This is a genomic window from Kitasatospora sp. NPDC001603, from assembly GCF_040298365.1.
In the GTDB taxonomy this organism is placed as follows: domain Bacteria; phylum Actinomycetota; class Actinomycetes; order Streptomycetales; family Streptomycetaceae; genus Kitasatospora.
This window is the reverse complement of sequence record NZ_JBEPAA010000072.1, coordinates 26,989-41,171: the sequence shown is the minus strand read 5'-3', so window position 1 is coordinate 41,171 and position 14,183 is coordinate 26,989. Positions and strand designations below refer to the sequence as shown.

Below are 14,183 nucleotides of genomic sequence, written 5' to 3'. Positions count from 1 at the left end.
GCCGCCCCCCCGCCCCCCCCGCCCGGCGCCGCGGCCCCCGCCGCGCCCGTCGGGCCCGGTGGGGTGGCCGCGACGGCGGACCACGCGGGGCCGTCGCGGGCGGCGGGAGGCGGCCGGCCGCGCCCGAAACCCCGGCGGGGCACGCATGGAGCACCGCCCGGTGGGCACCCGCGCAGGGACCCGGAACGCCCGGGAGCTGCAACGGAGCGAGAGGAGCCCGCCGTGAGCGACCCCCGCACGGCGCCCAAGGTGCCCGACCTGCCGCCCGCCGAGGGCACGGAGGCACCCGACATCCCCGCGGCCGGTGGCGAGGAGGGCCGGACCCCGGCCGGAGGGCCGACCACCGACCGGGACGGCTCGGCCGCGGAGACCACCAGAGCCGAGAACGAGGACGAGCCGCCCGACTGACCGCCGGCGCGGACGGAGCCCGAAGGGCGCGGGCGCTCCCCCGGAGCGCCCGCGCCCTTCGTATGCGCCCACATCTGCGGGTGCTCCCCCGGAGCACCGCTCGACCGGACCGGGCTGTCGTGCACCAGGAACTGGGACGAGGTCCTCACCACCGTCCGGCCCGGCGGCTTCCAGCAGAGCGACCTCGACCACGCCACCGTCACCATCCCGACCATCAAGGACCCGAAGGGCGTCGTCGAGCAGAGCCCGGTGACCCAGGGCCGCTCGTACGAGGGCCAGCTCGGCAGCCGACCGGTCACCTTCAACGCGCAGTAGCGCAGTAGCCGGCGCCCTCCACCGCGCCGCCGCGGCGGGCCGGGGACCCGTCGCGGCGGCGGCAGGGGGTAAACGACTGGTTCCGGGACGCACCGTTCCGCGATCATGGAGCGAACACCCCTACCGCCGAGGAGGCCCACCCCATGGCCGCGCCCGCCGACCCCACGGTCCTCCACCCGCTGCCCGAGCACCCGAGGGTGGTCCTGCTCAAACCGCTGGTGAAGTCCCCGCTGATCGAGGTCGGGGAGTACTCGTACTACGACGACCCGGACGACCCGACCGCCTTCGAGACGCGCAACGTGCTGTACCACTACGGGCCGGAGAAGCTGGTGATCGGCAAGTTCTGCGCGCTGGGCACGGGCGTGCGCTTCCTCATGAACGGCGCGAACCACCGGATGGACGGCCCGTCCACCTTCCCCTTCCCCACCATGGGCGGCTCCTGGGCCGACCACTTCGACCTGCTCACCGGGCTGCCGAACCGGGGCGACACCGTGGTCGGCAACGACGTCTGGTTCGGCCACGGCGCCACGGTGATGCCCGGCGTGCGGATCGGCCACGGCGCGATCGTCGCCGCCGGCGCCGTGGTCACCGGCGACGTCCCCGACTACGGCGTCGTCGGCGGCAACCCGGCCCGGCTCGTCCGCACCCGCTACGGCGCCGAGGACGTCGCCCGCCTGCTGGCGGTGGCCTGGTGGGACTGGCCCCCGGCGCACATCACCGGGCACGTGCGGACGATCATGGCGGGCGGCATCGCCGATCTGGAGGCCGCCGCGCCGCCCGGCGGTTCGTGATCCGGAGCCGGACGCTAGTCCACGGCCCGGCGGGCGACCAGGTTCCCGATCGCCGCGTAGACGATCGCCGGGATGCCGTAGTCGAGCAGGATCTGGACGGTCTGGCTGGAGACGGTGAAGAGCCCGCGCGACCAGGCGGCGAGCCAGTCGGCCGCGGAGTGGAACCAGCCGACGACGGTGTTTCCCTGATTGGCGCTGAGCAGATCCAGGATGATCCAGACGACGAGAATGCCTGCGACGATGTGGGCCGCTGCTCTGATGGCCGAATTCATTCCTCTCATGGCCACCGCTTAGCCCGTGGCGGCTGCGGCAAACCGGTCGAGGCCTGGTCAATTCCCTTGACCCTCAACGCCGTTGTCCTGGCGAAGGTGCGTCCGGGGCCCGGGGTGGACCGTCCGGGCCAGCCGCCGCCCCAGCACCAGGTAACCGAGCAGCGCGCCGAGGGTGTTGAGGATGACGTCGTCGATGTCGAAGGCCCGCCCGGTGATGAGCGCGCCCTGGACCAGTTCGACCAGCACCATGACCGCCGCCGTCCTGATCAGCACCCGGAACAGGCCGCGGGCCCTCGGCCACAGCACCGGGAGCAGCAGCCCGAACGGCACCCCGAGCAGCACGTTCCCGCCCACCTGCCGCAGCGCGTCCAGCGTGACGGCGTGCAGCAGGTAGTGCCGCAGCGAGTCGCCGGGGCGCAGGTTGCTGTGCACCCGGCCCACGGCCCCGGGCGCGGGCACCAGCGTGATGCGGGCCAGGAGGACGGCGAAGCCGACCATCGCGAGGAAGGCGGCGAGGAGGATGAGCCACCGGCCGACCGCCGAGGCCCAGGACCGCCGCTCGGGCGCCCGCTCCTGCGCACCGTCCGACTCGCCGATCGGCGGTTCCCCGTGGTCGGGCGGCGCCGGACGGTCGCGGCGTCGCAGCCGTTCCGCCAGGGCCCACCGGGCACCGCCCCGGGGCCCGTCCCCGGCTTCCGTGTCGATCAGCTCTTTCGTCACGACTCCCCCGCCCGCTCAGGTGGTACGCGACCGCCCGCCTACCCGCGCCGCGCCACCTCATGCCGCGCGTCCTCCTGCCGCACGCGGGGCCGCCGGATCGGTGGCCGCCCCGGCGACCGCACCACGGGTGCGATGCTTGAGTTCGCCCGGTGGTGTGCACGGTCCGCGGAAAGCGGGGCAGGTTCCTGGGGAACGGTCGGAGCGGTCGGTTCGAGCGAAAGGTGGCCGGGGTGGACGGCGGAAGCGTGTTCTGGTGGGTGGCCGGCGGGATCGTCGCGGTCACCGTGGTGGTGGCGGTCGTCCTGGTGGTCAAACTGGTCCGGGCCCGGAGACTGCTGGGCTCGGCCGGCATCCCGATGTCGAAGAAGGTGCTCTTCTGGGCGTCCATCGCCTATCTGATCAGCCCGGTGGACCTGCTGCCCGACCCGATCCTGCTGGATGACATCGGCTTCCTGCTCGTGGCCCTGCGCTCGTTGAACAAGGCCGGGCTCCGGGCGGGTGTCGGCCCCGCGGTCCGCAGCGCGGCCGGTTACGCGGCCGCGCGGCCGAGGCAGCGGCCGGAGGGGCCGGCGTAGCAACCGGGCGGAACCGGTCGGGCGGGCACTCAGCCCTCGCGGGGCCTCAGCAGGTCCTGGACGAGGGCGTCCACCAGGGCGGCGGAGACGCGCGACCCCGTCAGGGCGCAGTAGACGACCGGGCCGACGAGGCCGTCGACGACGGCGTCAGGGCCGAGTCCGGGCGAGAACGCGCCCGCGTCGATCCCGCGGACGACCAGGTCGCGCTCCTGACCGCGGCGAGGGCCGAGGTAGCGCTCCTGGAGGCGCTCGGCCGTCCCGGGATCATGCTGCGCCTGGGCGAGCAGCGCGAGCAGGACCCGGCCGGCCGGGTCGACGGCGAGGAACTCCGCGAACCGGGCCAGGTAGGCGCGGACCGTCTCCGCCGTGGGCGCCTCCTCGGTCGGGACGGGGAGCTGCTTCTCGGTGTCCTCGATGAGCGTGTCGAGCAGGATCTCGACCTTGGAGGGCCACCAGCGGTAGATCGTCTGCTTGGCGACCCCGGCGCGGCGCGCGATCGCCTCGATGGTGAGCGCGCCGAACCCGTGCTCGACCAGCAGGTCGTCCGCGGCGTGGAGCACGGCCTGACGTGCGGTCTCGTCGCGCCGGTTGCCGGAGTGGGGTCTGCGGGGCGCGGAGCTCGTGGCGGGCATGCGGGACACAGTACCGGGACCGGCCCGAATCCTATTGTCTAGACGCAACGACTCGTCTAGGTTGAGTCTCCCAACCATCAGGGAGCGCATGTGTCCGCCACACCCACCGCATCCGCCCGCCGAGCCCTCGTCGTCGGAGCCTCCCGGGGCCTGGGGCTCGTCCTCGCCGACGAACTCGCCCGACGCGACTGGCAGGTGATCGCCACCACCCGCCGGGACAGCGCCGGACTGCGGGCGATCGCCGACGCCCGGAACGGCCGGCTGCGGATCGAGTCGTTGGAGATGACCAGCCCGCGAGAGCTGTCCGCCCTGCGCGAGCGGCTGGACGGCCGCCGGCTCGACCTGCTCTTCGTCAACGCCGCGATCAACCTGAGCAACCTGCCGATCGACGAGGTCCCGACCCACGAGTTCACCGAGGTGATGATCACCAACGCGCTGAGCCCCCTGCGCGCCCTCGCCGCCCTCCACGACCTCGTCGTACCCGGCGGCACGGTCGCCGTCATGTCCTCCGACCAGGGCAGCATCACCCGGAACACCGAGGAGGGCTACGAGCTCTACAAGGCCAGCAAGGCCGCCCTGAACCAGCTGATGCGCAGCTACGCCACCCGCCAGGCCGGCGACGGCCGGACCAAGCTGCTCATCGACCCCGGCCACAACCGGACGGAACTCGGCGGCTTCGACGCGCCGCTCGACCCCCGGGAGAGCATCCCCGCCGTCGTCGACGTCCTCGAAGCCCAGGCCGGCACCCCCGGCCTCCAGTTCCTGGACCTCCACGGCGAAGCCGTCCCCTGGTAGCCCCCGGGAGCCACCCCGTCCCGCCCGGCGAGGGCCGCCGCGCGGGCCGGGAGGGTGGCGGGTCAGTGGAGGACGTCGAGGATCTGCTTCTGGAGGCCATTGGAGTAGACCTCGTGCTGGACGAGCCGCAGCTTCTGGGCGTCCTTGTCCGTGGTGCTGAACAGGCGCTTGCCGGCGCCGAGCAGCAGCGGGTAGACGAGCAGGTGGTAGCGGTCGATCAGGCCGGCGTCGGAGAGGCCGTGGTTCAGGGTGGCGCTGCCGTGGACGATGATCGGGCCGCCCTCGGTCTCCTTGAGCGCGGCGACCTCGTCCAGCGAGCGCAGGATGCTGGTCTCGCCCCAGTTGGTGACCAGCTCGTCCTCGGTGAGCGTGGTCGAGACGACGTACTTCGGCATCGTCCGGTAGCGGGCGAACTCCGCCATGTCCGGCCAGACGGGGCTGAAGGCCTCGTAGCTGGTGCGGCCCAGCAGGACGGCGGTGGACTCCTCCTGCTCGCGCCCCTTGATCTCGAAGGCCTCGGGGAGGAACTCGACGTCCTTGAAGGTCCATCCGGAGTTGCGGTAGCCGGGCTCGCCGCCCGGCGCCTCGACGACTCCGTCGAGGGAGACGAACGCGGTGCTGATGAGAGTGCGCATGGTGGTCCTCGGTGTCGTTCTCGGGTGTGGTCGGGATATCCGGGCGGCGGTCAGCCGAGCACTCGTACGAGCCACCGCTGCCAGGCGTCCTCGGCTCCGTCGGTGTCCGCTCCGAACAGGTGGTGGAACATCAACGCCGTTCCGGCGCCGTGGTGGAAGGTGTAGAGGCCGTCCGCCGTGCGCAGCCCGAAGCGTTCGTCGTCGGCCCAGACCACCTCGCCGTCCAGCGGCGGCAGGCCGGCCGGCTCGGCCCGCGCCCGGGCGCCGACGGTCACCGGGACGGGCAGCGACAGCGCGCCGGCGAGGGCCGCCCGGACGTCCTGCGCCGTCCGCCGGCCGGTCGGCGCCGCGGCGAACACCGGGACGGCCGTGCGGGCGGCGAAGTGGGTCAGGTACTGGGCCAGCGTGCCCAGGTGGAAGGGCCAGCCGCGGCGCAGCGCGTCGTACTCGTCCTGCCAGTCGTCGCCGAGGAGGCCGCTGTGGACGACGCGCAGGACGGTGGCGGCGCCGTCGCGGCCTTCGATGAGGTACTCGAAGGCCATGAAGCGGCCGTCCTCGCCGGGTGACGTGCGGGTGGCCAGCCGCTTGCCGGGTTCGTAGGCGGTGACCAGGGCCTCCTCGCGGTGGCCGCCGGTCTCCATGGCCGCCGTGCCGCCCTCGCGCGGTTCCACCTCGTTGCGGCCCATGAACCAGGAGTCGATCCCCGGGCCGGTGGCGATCGCCTCCCAGACCTGGTCGGGGCTCGCCGGCAGCGTGGTCTCCAGCTCGATCTCGAACGGGTGCGTCATCGTGGGTTCTCCTCTGCCGCTTCGGAGTTCGTCGCCGGGTGCGCCCCGGTGGCGCGGGGCGGCCCGGCCGGGTCGGGGATCTGGTGCAGCCCGACGACCACCCGGTGGGTCCTGCCGTCCGGCACGCTCTCGTCGTGGTACCGGCCGACGAGGGCGGCCACGGTCCGGGACAGCTCCTCGGCGAAGGCCGCCCGGTCGGCCGCCGAGGCGAACCGCACCTCCGCGTCGATGCCGAAGGAGGCGACCCGCCGGCCGGCCCGGGAGGCGCCGGTCAGCAGTTGCCCGACCTCCTGGACCAGCCGTGACCCCAGGGCCAGCAGCCAACGGGCCGAGAGCTGGTCGGGCGAGCGGGCCGGGTCCGGGCGCACGGCGGCCAGGGCGAGCGGGGAGATCACGTAGGAGGCGGCGGTGGCGCGGTACACCCGTTCGGTGACGTTGCCCTTGCGCCGTTCCTCGGCGAGTTCGACGAGCCCGTGACGCTCCAGCTCCTTCAGGTGGTAGTTGACCTTCTGCCGGGGCAGGCCGAGGCGGCCGGCCAGCACGGTGGCCGAGCCGGGCTCGGCCAGGGCGGCGAGGATCCGGGACCGGATCGGGTCCAGGGACGCCTCGGCCGCGGCGGGTTCTTCGATCACAGCGACGTCCAGCACCCCTCCAGAATGCTGCCGACAGAATTCTTTGTCAAGACAAGAGAATTTGTCGGTGAGCGGGCGCGAGCAAGGTCCCGGGGCCCTCGTGACCGCCAGGGGCCGGACGCGCGACCGCCGTCCCGCCCGGCCGGAGCGCGGGCGGGACGGCGGTTCGCCGGCAGGCTCAGTGCGGCCGAGCTCGTACGGCCGCTCAGGACGACAGGCCGTGCGCCCGGGCCTCGGCGGCGCCCTTCAGGTCGCGCAACCAGGATTCGAGGCCCTGCGCGAGGATCTCCGTCGCGGCGGGCACGTTCGCATCGACCTGGGGCCCGGTGTGGGTCTCCTCGGTGCGCACCAGGACACCGCTCCTGACCTTGACGAAGTTCCACACGTGGACGCCGTCGATGTGCAGGCCCGCACCGATCGCGGGGCCGGTCCAGCGGATGCAGGAGTCGCGCTTGAGCTGCTCGACGGTCGAGGTGATCACCAGGCTGGTGGCGGGGGTCGAGGGGTTCGGGGGGACCGGCGTCGTCCACCGGAACGCCGAACCCCTGCGGAGCGGGCCGTCGTCGAGGCGGTCCGCCGTCGTGACGGGGGGCTGCCAGGCCGGCCAGCGCTCCACGTCGGTCTGCAGCTTCCAGACGACGCCCAGCGGCGCGTGGATCATGGTCTCGGTCCGGTGGCGGACGAGTGCGTCGGGGTCGACGCCCTGCCCGCCGCAGGTCAGGGACGCACCGGGCCGCGCGCCGGGCCCGGTGGCGGCCCCGGCGGGCAGGGCGGCCGCGCCGAGCAGGCCGACGACGAGCGGGACGGTGCACAGGGCGGCACGGAGGCCGGTGCTGCGAATGCCGGACATGGGGTTTCCCTTGATCGGTCGTGAGGCGGACATGGCCCATCGGGTTCGCGGCGGGCACCGGACCCGGCGCGGCGGGCGGTGTTCGGTGGAACGCGTCACCGGCCGGGGCGGCGCTGCCTCCGGGCCCGGTGCAGGGTGGCGAGGAGGACGGCGGACGCCGCCACGATCAGCCCGGCGAACCCGGGGTGCATGTCCTTGGACAGGCTCTGCGCCCCGTCGGGCCGGACCAGCCACACCACCAGTGGGGCGGCGTACGCGGCGGCGAGCAGGACCACCGCCCGCCGCACCGCCCGGTCACGGACGGACCGGAGGGCGCCGACGAGGGCGAGCACCACCGGGAGGACGGCGAGCAGCGCGAACTGGCCCACCACCAGCACGGGGACCGCCCAGGCGGCGACCGTCACCGAGCTCGGGACGGGCCGGTCTCCACGCCGGTCTCCGCGCCGACCTTCGTGCCGGTCTTCGTGCCGGTCTTCGCGGGCGTGGAGCGACTGGACCGTGGCGGCCATGAGGGTCTCCTTGGATCGGCGGAGTGCACGGCGGCACCACGCATGCCAGGCTGAGATAGATAGATGCTCACGTGTTCGTTAGAAGTTGTAACGCAGAACGACCCTGAGGGTCAATAGTGTTAGTGATAGCTTCTAACAACACCTTGACCATCTAGCTCGCTTGCGCGGGATCACACCCGGCGTGGGAGCAGGCACTCCGGGCAAGCGCTTGGTACTGCTGTCGGACACACCGAAGAGAGGACCGCGGCCATGACCACACCCGACGACACCGAGGAGCCGGACGAGGAGACCCGCGAGCGGTCCGCCGAGGAGCGCTCGATCGTGGCCCCCACCCCGGCGGACGTCCGCGCCAAGGCGGAGGACGGCGACGACGAGGAGCCCGAGCCGCCGGCGGCGGACACCCAGGCGCCCTGACAGGGGCTCAGACCGGGGCGCGCGCCCCACTTCGCACCAGGGGGTGGGCGCCCCGGGCAGCCGGCGCGTCCGGTTCCCAGCCCCGGACCACAGGAGTCAGGAGTTGTTCATGGTTGACCACAGCAGGGGTGACGACGTCTACCAGCCCGTCGGCGGCGACGACGAGCAGGAGGACGCGACGCCGCTCGACCTCCAGGACGCACTGGACGAGCGCACGTACGACGACATCCTCGACGAGGGGTACTCACCGCCGGAGAAGCCGCTCGGCGTGACCGGCGCGGGAACCACCCCGGCGGAACAGCGCGAGGGCGAGAGCCTGGACGCCCGGCTGGCCCGGGAGCTGCCCGAGGTCGCAGACGGCGAGGGCGACGGCATCGGCGACCTGCCGGGCGGGGAGGGCGAGCTGCTGGACGCCGAGGCCGGCGACCGTCGGGCGGGACGGCTCGTCGCACCGGACGAGGGGGCTCACGCGCACACCACCAAGGGCATGTTCGCCTCCGACGTCGGCATCGACGGCGGCGCCGCGGGCGCCGAGGAGGCGGCCATGCACATCGTGCCCGACGAGGAGTGAGCACGCTGGGCAGCGGGATCGAACACGGCCCGTCATACCTGTCCCGTCGGGGTTTGAGCAGGTGAGCGGCTGTCCACACACCAGGTAGGGCGTCGTCGTGCCTCCGAGCGGGGCCCAGCAGGCGGCGGCGCCCGCAGGCCCGTCACCGCACGCGGAGCAGCGGTCCGGCGCGGACGCCGGCGGGCCGCCGACGGGGGCGAGAGAGGACAGCCGCCATGGCCCGACCCGTGTGGACCGGAGTCCTGACCTTCGGCCTGGTCACCGTGCCCGTCTCCCTGTACACCGCGACGCAGTCCCACGACGTGCGCTTCCACCAGCTGCAGCGCGGCACCTCGGACCGCGTCCGCAACAAGCGGGTCAACGAGCGCACCGGCAAGGAGGTCGACTTCGGCGAGATCGTGAAGGGCTACCCGGTCGCCGAGGGCGAGTACGTCGTCGTGGAGCCGGACGAGCTGGAGCAGATGTCCCCCGGCCGCTCGCGCACCATCGACATCGCCGGCTTCGTCGACCTCGCCGAGGTGGACCCGATCTTCTTCGACAAGACCTACTACCTCGGCCCCAAGGGCAAGGAGTACCAGAAGGTCTACGCCCTCCTCGTGGAGTCCCTCGACCACGCGGGCAAGGTCGGACTGGCGATGTTCGCGATGCGCGGCAAGGAGTACCTGACCGCCATCCGCTCCGAGAACGGCCTGCTGGAACTGCACACCATGCACTTCGCCGACGAGGTCCGCGACCCGCGCCGGGAGATCGACGACCTCCCCGAGAAGGTCGAGCTGTCCACCCAGGAGATCAAGACCGCCGAGCAGCTCATCGGCATGCTCGCCGTCGACTGGGACCCGGGCGAGTGGCACGACACCTACGAGGACCAGGTCAAACAGCTCATCGAGGACAAGCTCGCCGGCCGCGAGATCGCCGTGTCCGGCGGCCCGGCCCCCGAGGCCACCAACGTCATCGACCTCATGGACGCCCTGCGCCGCAGCCTCGACAGCGCCGGCAAGGGCGACTCCGCGGAGGCGGCGAAGAAGTCCTCCCGGAGCACCGCGTCCTCCGGCAAGGACCGGGCTCCCGCGAAGACCGGTGGAAAGAAGACCGGTGGAAAGAAGAGCACCGCCTCCGGCGGCTCCACCTCGAAGCGCGCCGGCGCGGCCGAGGCGTCGGAGCTCTCCGAGCTCACCAAGGCCGGGCTCTACAAGCTGGCCACCGAGCTGGACATCCCCCACCGCTCCACGATGAACCGCGAGGAGTTGCAGGAGGCCGTCGGCAAGGCCCGGTCCGGACGCCGGCTCAAGGCGGTCTCCTGACGCCCTCGGGCGGTACCACGGCCGTCCCGGCCCGGCCGCCCCCGCGCGCGGGCCGTCCCCTTGCTCAGACCACCACCGCGCTCAGACCGCGTCGAACCAGGAGAACGCCGCGATCCGCCAGCCCTCCGGGGTCCGGACGAACTGGATGGTCTTGGTGCCGCCTCCCTCGAAGGGCTCGCCGTCCAGGATCCCGGACTTGCGGTACTCGCCGAACCGTGACGCGATGTCGCCCGCTATCTCGGTGTGTTCGGAGACCTCCCACTCGGAGAACTCGACCAGCCGGCCCTCGGTCAGCAGCCGCTCGCGGGGCTCGACGAACTCCTCCACGGTGTACACCGTGAACGCCGGACCGGTCAGGACGATCACGCCGCCCGGGATCATCAGCCGGCGGACCCGGGCGACATCGGCGGCCCGGCCCTCCCGGTTGTCGAAGGACCCGAAGAACTCGGCGGTCAGCGTGTCGATCTCAGCCTTGGACATGGCGCGACGCTAGCACCGGCGGGCCGCCGCGCACCGCCGGTTTCGGCAGGCCGCCACCGCTCGGGGCGCCCGGGCTCGCGGCGGGCCGCGGCGGGTCCGCATCCGGCGGGTCCGGACAGGGCCTCCGGACCCGCCGGGGGCGCGCGATTGAGGGCGCCCGATCCGGGCAGGCGACCTCCATGGCGACTGTCCACGAGGAGACCGAACAGAGCTACGACGGAGCCCCGAGCCGGGCGCTGGCCCCCGACGGGCTGCCGGGCGTGGCCGAGATCGCAGCCGGCACCGCGGAGATCCTGGACGCGGTCTACTACGACACGCCCGACCTGCGGCTCCTGCGCGGCGGCATCACCGTGCGCAGGCGGACCGGCGGGCACGACGCGGGCTGGCACCTCAAGCTCCCGCACCCCGACGGGCACCGCACCGAGCTGCGGCTTCCGCTCGAAGCGGGGACGGCCCGCCGGCCGCCGGACGAGCTGGTGACCCGCACCCGCGGCGCCGCCCGGGGCAGCCGGCTGGCGCCGGTCGCCCACCTGCGCACCCGCCGGGACCGGACCCTGCTGCTCGACGCCGGCCACCGCACCCTGGCCGAACTGGCCCAGGACGAGGTGTCCGCCCAGATCCTCGACCCGGGCCGGCTCCTCGACGGGGGTCAGACTCTCGACGAGGGCCAGGACCTCGACGGGAGCAACCCCCCGCAGCCGGCGGCCGGGACCGACGGGTCCGGGCCGCGCACCGAACTCGTCACCTGGACCGAGACCGAGGTGGAACTGGTCGACGGCGGGCCCGACCTCCTCGACGCGGTCGATCGCCGGCTGCGCGAGGAGGGGCTCCGCCGGACGGCCGCGCCGTCGAAGCTCGGCCGGCTGCTGGCCGACCGCCTGCCGCCGGACCGGCGGCCCGCCGCGCCGCCCGCCGGTTCGGTCGGCGCCGCCCTCACCGCCTACCTGCGGGAGCAGACGGCGATGCTCCACGACCTCGACCCGGCCGTCCGCCTGAACCGGCCCGACTCGGTGCACCGGATGCGGGTGAGCGTCCGCCGGCTGCGCAGCGCGCTCACCGCGCACCGACGCCTGCTGGACCGCGCCACCACCGACCACCTCGCCGAGGAACTGCGCTGGCTCGGAAAGGTGCTGGGGAAGGCCCGGGACGCCGAAGTCCTCGGCGAACGGCTCGGCACCCAGGCGGGGGACCTGCCGCCGGTGGCCAGGCCCGGGGAGGTCGCCGAGCGGATCTCCGCCTGGTTCGACCACCGCTACGCCCGCGCCCACCGCGCCGCCGTCCACACGATGGACGGGCGCCGGTACTACGCGCTGCTCGACGCCCTCGACGAATTCGCCGCGGCGCCGCCCCTGCGGGCACGCGCCGAGCGGGGCGCCGGGCAGGCCCGCCGCGCGCTGAAGCGCGAGCAGCGGCGTACCGGGCGACGGCTGCGCGGCGCGCTGGACCTGCCCGCCGGTACCGACCGTGACCAGGCGCTGCACCGCGCCCGCAAGGCCGCCAAGCGCGCCCGCTACACCGCGGAGAGCCTGTCGCCGCTCGCCGGTACGGCCGGCCGACGCTTCGGCAAGCGCATGAAGCGGATCCAGAAGGCCCTCGGCGCCCATCAGGACGGCGTCGTCGCCGAACAGGCCCTCCTCCCGGTGGCGGCCGCCGCGGGCGACGCCGGCGAGCGCACCTTCGGCTACGGCCTCCTGTACGCCCTCCAACGCGCCGGGACCGGAGGGCAACTCGCCACCGCCCGCCGCACCTGGCACAAGCTCCGGCACTGACCGGCCACCCGAGCCTGTCCCCCCGGTCCGGCCTGGTCGCGTTCGCACAGCTAGTCCGGAAGGCCCGGGCCCCCGTGGAGCATGACCACGGGCGGCGTCCGAGTCGTGTCGCCCAGCACTGTCCAGCGGATCCGCGCCCCGTCCGTCATGGACGTCAGGCCCTCTGTCTCCATCAAGGTCACCGGGGAGAACCTACCGCCGACGCCGACGTCCTGCCAGACGCCCGGAAGCAGGCTGGAGGACGCCCCGGCGGGGCTTCCCCGAGGCTCTCCGGGCCTGCGGGGCCGGGCCCCTCAGGCCCGGGCGGTCAGGGCGGCGAGGCCGTCCACCACGTGGTGGAGCGAGCCGTGGCGGCGGTGGAAGACGCGCTGCCGTTCGGCTCCGGTACCGGTGGCGAGGACGGCGCCGAGGAGTGCGCGGGCCTCGGCGAGGTCACCGTGGGCCTCCAGGCCGGGGGTGCTGCGCCGCAGCAGCAGGTGGAGCAGCTGGATCATCGGGCGGGACGTTCCGGACGGGTCGACGCCCGTCCCCCGCAGACCGTGCAGGGCGGCCTGCCGGTGGGCCGCGGCCAGTTGGGCGTCGGTGACGTCCGGTGCCGGGGCGTCCCGCTCGGCCTCGTACAGCAGCGAGCTCGCGAGGCCGCGCAGCAGCACGGCGAACAACAGGGTGGCGTCGAGGTCGGCGTTGACGTCGGCGACCCGGATCTCCAGGGTCGGCAGGTGCTCCGACGGACGCGCGTACCAGTAGATCATCCGCCGGTCCAGGACGGTGCCGTCGGTGACCAGCCGGTCGGCCAGCGCGTCGTAGCCCCGCTCGTCGAGCACCGGCGCGGGGCCGACGGTGGGCCACTGCCCGTACTGCAGAGCGCGCCAGCTGGCGCAGTTGCGGTCCCGGCCGTCGGCGAAGGGGGAGTTGACCATGAGCGCCTGGAGCACCGGCAGCCACGGGCGCAGGCGGTGGCTCAGCCGGAGCGCCTCGGCCCGGTCGAAGGTGCCGAGGTGCACGTGGAGGCCGCTCAGCTCGCCCCCGCCGGCGCCGGTCGCGAGCGGGCCGACGTGCCGGGCGATCTCCCGGTACCGCGGGGCGTCGGTGATCGGCAGCGGGTGGCGGGTGAGCAGCGCCGTGGCCGACGCCACCAGCAGGCAGTCGTGCCGGGCCGCGGCGGCCGCCACCGCTTGCCGGCCGGCCGCCAGTTGCGCGCGGAGGTCGGCGGAGGTCGACGCCGGGTCGGTGCGGATCTCCAGCTGGCTCGCGAAGAACTCACCCTGCACGCGCTCGCCCAGGACCGGCCGCGCGTCGGCGATGACCTCGGCCGCCCGGGGCGCGGCGGCCCGGCTGCGGGTGTCGGCCAGCAGGAATTCCTCCTCGACACCGAAGGTGAGCGGGGAGTCCCCGGGGGCGGAGCCGGTCATCGCCATCGGTCTCTCCAGTCGCAAAGAGGGCCAGTAGGAACAGGAGGAGGGCCAGCAGGAGGAGGGCCCGTACGAAGTAGGCCGGTCGGAGCCGGTCCGGAGACGGGGCCCGAGGCAGGACGGGGGCCACGCACGATCGCCGGCTCGTGGAGCCGGCCACCTGCCGTGCTCAGAGAACCTGCCCAGGCAGGGGCGGGCCATGCCGCCCGGCCGGGAGGGAACCTGTCCGGGAGCAGGGCTTCCCGCACGCGTCGCGGCCGCCGGCACCGGCGGGCGGCCGCAGCGGTTGAGGGAGCCGGTCGGGGGCAGGCGCG

The 14,183-nt window shown here is 74.0% G+C and carries 18 protein-coding genes; 8 read left to right on the top strand and 10 right to left on the bottom strand.

Going from position 1 to position 14,183, the window contains the following annotated elements:
• The first annotated feature begins 222 nt into the window (after nt 1-222).
• Both ABT263_RS31390 and ABT263_RS31385 read left to right on the top strand, forming a co-directional pair.
• Nucleotides 223-408: a hypothetical protein gene (locus ABT263_RS31390; protein WP_352295510.1), complete on the top strand. Its 186-nt coding sequence runs from the start codon at nt 223-225 to the stop codon at nt 406-408.
• 458 nt (nt 409-866) lie between these two features.
• On the top strand, nt 867-1,514 hold the full coding sequence (locus ABT263_RS31385) for a CatB-related O-acetyltransferase (protein WP_352295508.1): 648 nt from the start codon (nt 867-869) through the stop codon (nt 1,512-1,514).
• A 14-nt stretch (nt 1,515-1,528) separates the two neighbouring features.
• On the opposite strand, the gene ABT263_RS31380 is transcribed toward ABT263_RS31385, so the two are convergent.
• On the bottom strand, nt 1,529-1,786 hold the full coding sequence (locus ABT263_RS31380) for a hypothetical protein (RefSeq protein ID WP_352295506.1): 258 nt from the start codon (nt 1,784-1,786) through the stop codon (nt 1,529-1,531).
• A gap of 57 nt (nt 1,787-1,843) precedes the next feature.
• Nucleotides 1,844-2,506, bottom strand: coding sequence for a VanZ family protein (locus tag ABT263_RS31375; RefSeq protein ID WP_502885890.1), 663 nt, complete (start codon nt 2,504-2,506; stop codon nt 1,844-1,846).
• Nucleotides 2,507-2,736: 230 nt separating this feature from the next.
• Between ABT263_RS31375 and ABT263_RS31370 the strand changes: the two genes are divergently transcribed.
• On the top strand, nt 2,737-3,081 hold the full coding sequence (locus tag ABT263_RS31370) for a YkvA family protein (protein WP_352295504.1): 345 nt from the start codon (nt 2,737-2,739) through the stop codon (nt 3,079-3,081).
• Between the two features lie 29 nt (nt 3,082-3,110).
• On the opposite strand, the gene ABT263_RS31365 is transcribed toward ABT263_RS31370, so the two are convergent.
• Nucleotides 3,111-3,713 carry a TetR/AcrR family transcriptional regulator gene (locus tag ABT263_RS31365; protein ID WP_352295502.1) on the bottom strand — a complete coding sequence of 201 codons (603 nt, stop codon included), beginning with the start codon at nt 3,711-3,713 and terminating at the stop codon, nt 3,111-3,113.
• Nucleotides 3,714-3,803: 90 nt separating this feature from the next.
• On the opposite strand from ABT263_RS31365, the gene ABT263_RS31360 reads away from it, so the two are divergent.
• Nucleotides 3,804-4,508, top strand: a complete 705-nt coding sequence (locus ABT263_RS31360) for an SDR family NAD(P)-dependent oxidoreductase (RefSeq protein WP_352295500.1) — start codon at nt 3,804-3,806, stop codon at nt 4,506-4,508.
• A 62-nt stretch (nt 4,509-4,570) separates the two neighbouring features.
• On the opposite strand, the gene ABT263_RS31355 is transcribed toward ABT263_RS31360, so the two are convergent.
• From ABT263_RS31355 to ABT263_RS31335, 5 genes are all read right to left on the bottom strand, one after another.
• Nucleotides 4,571-5,143, bottom strand: coding sequence for a dihydrofolate reductase family protein (locus tag ABT263_RS31355; protein ID WP_352295498.1), 573 nt, complete (start codon nt 5,141-5,143; stop codon nt 4,571-4,573).
• A 50-nt stretch (nt 5,144-5,193) separates the two neighbouring features.
• On the bottom strand, nt 5,194-5,931 hold the full coding sequence (locus tag ABT263_RS31350; RefSeq protein WP_352295496.1) for an SRPBCC family protein: 738 nt from the start codon (nt 5,929-5,931) through the stop codon (nt 5,194-5,196).
• The gene (locus tag ABT263_RS31345; RefSeq protein WP_352295494.1) at nt 5,928-6,578 is read right to left on the bottom strand and encodes an ArsR/SmtB family transcription factor; all 651 of its coding nucleotides are present in this window, start codon (nt 6,576-6,578) and stop codon (nt 5,928-5,930) included. Before ABT263_RS31345 ends, ABT263_RS31350 begins: the two co-directional genes overlap by 4 nt.
• Before the next feature lie 190 nt (nt 6,579-6,768).
• Nucleotides 6,769-7,413 (bottom strand): SRPBCC family protein, encoded by a 645-nt coding sequence (locus tag ABT263_RS31340; RefSeq protein ID WP_352295492.1) that lies wholly within the window; start codon nt 7,411-7,413, stop codon nt 6,769-6,771.
• 95 nt (nt 7,414-7,508) lie between these two features.
• On the bottom strand, nt 7,509-7,922 hold the full coding sequence (locus ABT263_RS31335; protein ID WP_352295490.1) for a hypothetical protein: 414 nt from the start codon (nt 7,920-7,922) through the stop codon (nt 7,509-7,511).
• Between the two features lie 249 nt (nt 7,923-8,171).
• Here ABT263_RS31335 and ABT263_RS31330 point away from each other — a divergent pair, with 249 nt between their 5' ends.
• From ABT263_RS31330 to ku, 3 genes are all read left to right on the top strand, one after another.
• On the top strand, nt 8,172-8,336 hold the full coding sequence (locus ABT263_RS31330; protein WP_352295488.1) for a hypothetical protein: 165 nt from the start codon (nt 8,172-8,174) through the stop codon (nt 8,334-8,336).
• A 109-nt stretch (nt 8,337-8,445) separates the two neighbouring features.
• Nucleotides 8,446-8,907 carry a DUF5709 domain-containing protein gene (locus ABT263_RS31325; RefSeq protein WP_352295487.1) on the top strand — a complete coding sequence of 154 codons (462 nt, stop codon included), beginning with the start codon at nt 8,446-8,448 and terminating at the stop codon, nt 8,905-8,907.
• A gap of 215 nt (nt 8,908-9,122) precedes the next feature.
• Nucleotides 9,123-10,208 carry a non-homologous end joining protein Ku gene (gene ku / locus ABT263_RS31320; protein ID WP_352295485.1) on the top strand — a complete coding sequence of 362 codons (1,086 nt, stop codon included), beginning with the start codon at nt 9,123-9,125 and terminating at the stop codon, nt 10,206-10,208.
• 81 nt (nt 10,209-10,289) lie between these two features.
• Here ku and ABT263_RS31315 read toward each other — a convergent pair whose 3' ends face one another.
• Nucleotides 10,290-10,688 (bottom strand): nuclear transport factor 2 family protein, encoded by a 399-nt coding sequence (locus ABT263_RS31315; RefSeq protein WP_352295483.1) that lies wholly within the window; start codon nt 10,686-10,688, stop codon nt 10,290-10,292.
• A gap of 179 nt (nt 10,689-10,867) precedes the next feature.
• Between ABT263_RS31315 and ABT263_RS31310 the strand changes: the two genes are divergently transcribed.
• Nucleotides 10,868-12,457, top strand: a complete 1,590-nt coding sequence (locus ABT263_RS31310) for a CYTH and CHAD domain-containing protein (protein ID WP_352295481.1) — start codon at nt 10,868-10,870, stop codon at nt 12,455-12,457.
• A gap of 293 nt (nt 12,458-12,750) precedes the next feature.
• Here the strand turns inward: ABT263_RS31310 and ABT263_RS31305 are convergent, their stop codons facing one another.
• The gene (locus ABT263_RS31305; RefSeq protein ID WP_352295479.1) at nt 12,751-13,875 is read right to left on the bottom strand and encodes a carboxylate-amine ligase; all 1,125 of its coding nucleotides are present in this window, start codon (nt 13,873-13,875) and stop codon (nt 12,751-12,753) included.
• Between the last annotated feature and the right edge of the window lie 308 nt (nt 13,876-14,183).

Excerpts from the sequence above, each read along its gene's own strand:
- ABT263_RS31385 (WP_352295508.1), top strand. The coding sequence starts at position 867 with ATGGCCGCGCCCGCCGACCCCACGGTCCTCCACCCGCTGCCCGAGCAC.
- ABT263_RS31380 (WP_352295506.1), bottom strand. The coding sequence starts at position 1,786 with ATGAATTCGGCCATCAGAGCAGCGGCCCACATCGTCGCAGGCATTCTC.
- ABT263_RS31365 (WP_352295502.1), bottom strand. The coding sequence starts at position 3,713 with ATGCCCGCCACGAGCTCCGCGCCCCGCAGACCCCACTCCGGCAACCGG.
- ABT263_RS31355 (WP_352295498.1), bottom strand. The coding sequence starts at position 5,143 with ATGCGCACTCTCATCAGCACCGCGTTCGTCTCCCTCGACGGAGTCGTC.
- ABT263_RS31350 (WP_352295496.1), bottom strand. The coding sequence starts at position 5,931 with ATGACGCACCCGTTCGAGATCGAGCTGGAGACCACGCTGCCGGCGAGC.
- ABT263_RS31340 (WP_352295492.1), bottom strand. The coding sequence starts at position 7,413 with ATGTCCGGCATTCGCAGCACCGGCCTCCGTGCCGCCCTGTGCACCGTC.
- ABT263_RS31335 (WP_352295490.1), bottom strand. The coding sequence starts at position 7,922 with ATGGCCGCCACGGTCCAGTCGCTCCACGCCCGCGAAGACCGGCACGAA.
- ABT263_RS31330 (WP_352295488.1), top strand. The coding sequence starts at position 8,172 with ATGACCACACCCGACGACACCGAGGAGCCGGACGAGGAGACCCGCGAG.
- ABT263_RS31325 (WP_352295487.1), top strand. The coding sequence starts at position 8,446 with ATGGTTGACCACAGCAGGGGTGACGACGTCTACCAGCCCGTCGGCGGC.
- ku (WP_352295485.1), top strand. The coding sequence starts at position 9,123 with ATGGCCCGACCCGTGTGGACCGGAGTCCTGACCTTCGGCCTGGTCACC.
- ABT263_RS31315 (WP_352295483.1), bottom strand. The coding sequence starts at position 10,688 with ATGTCCAAGGCTGAGATCGACACGCTGACCGCCGAGTTCTTCGGGTCC.
- ABT263_RS31310 (WP_352295481.1), top strand. The coding sequence starts at position 10,868 with ATGGCGACTGTCCACGAGGAGACCGAACAGAGCTACGACGGAGCCCCG.
- ABT263_RS31305 (WP_352295479.1), bottom strand. The coding sequence starts at position 13,875 with ATGGCGATGACCGGCTCCGCCCCCGGGGACTCCCCGCTCACCTTCGGT.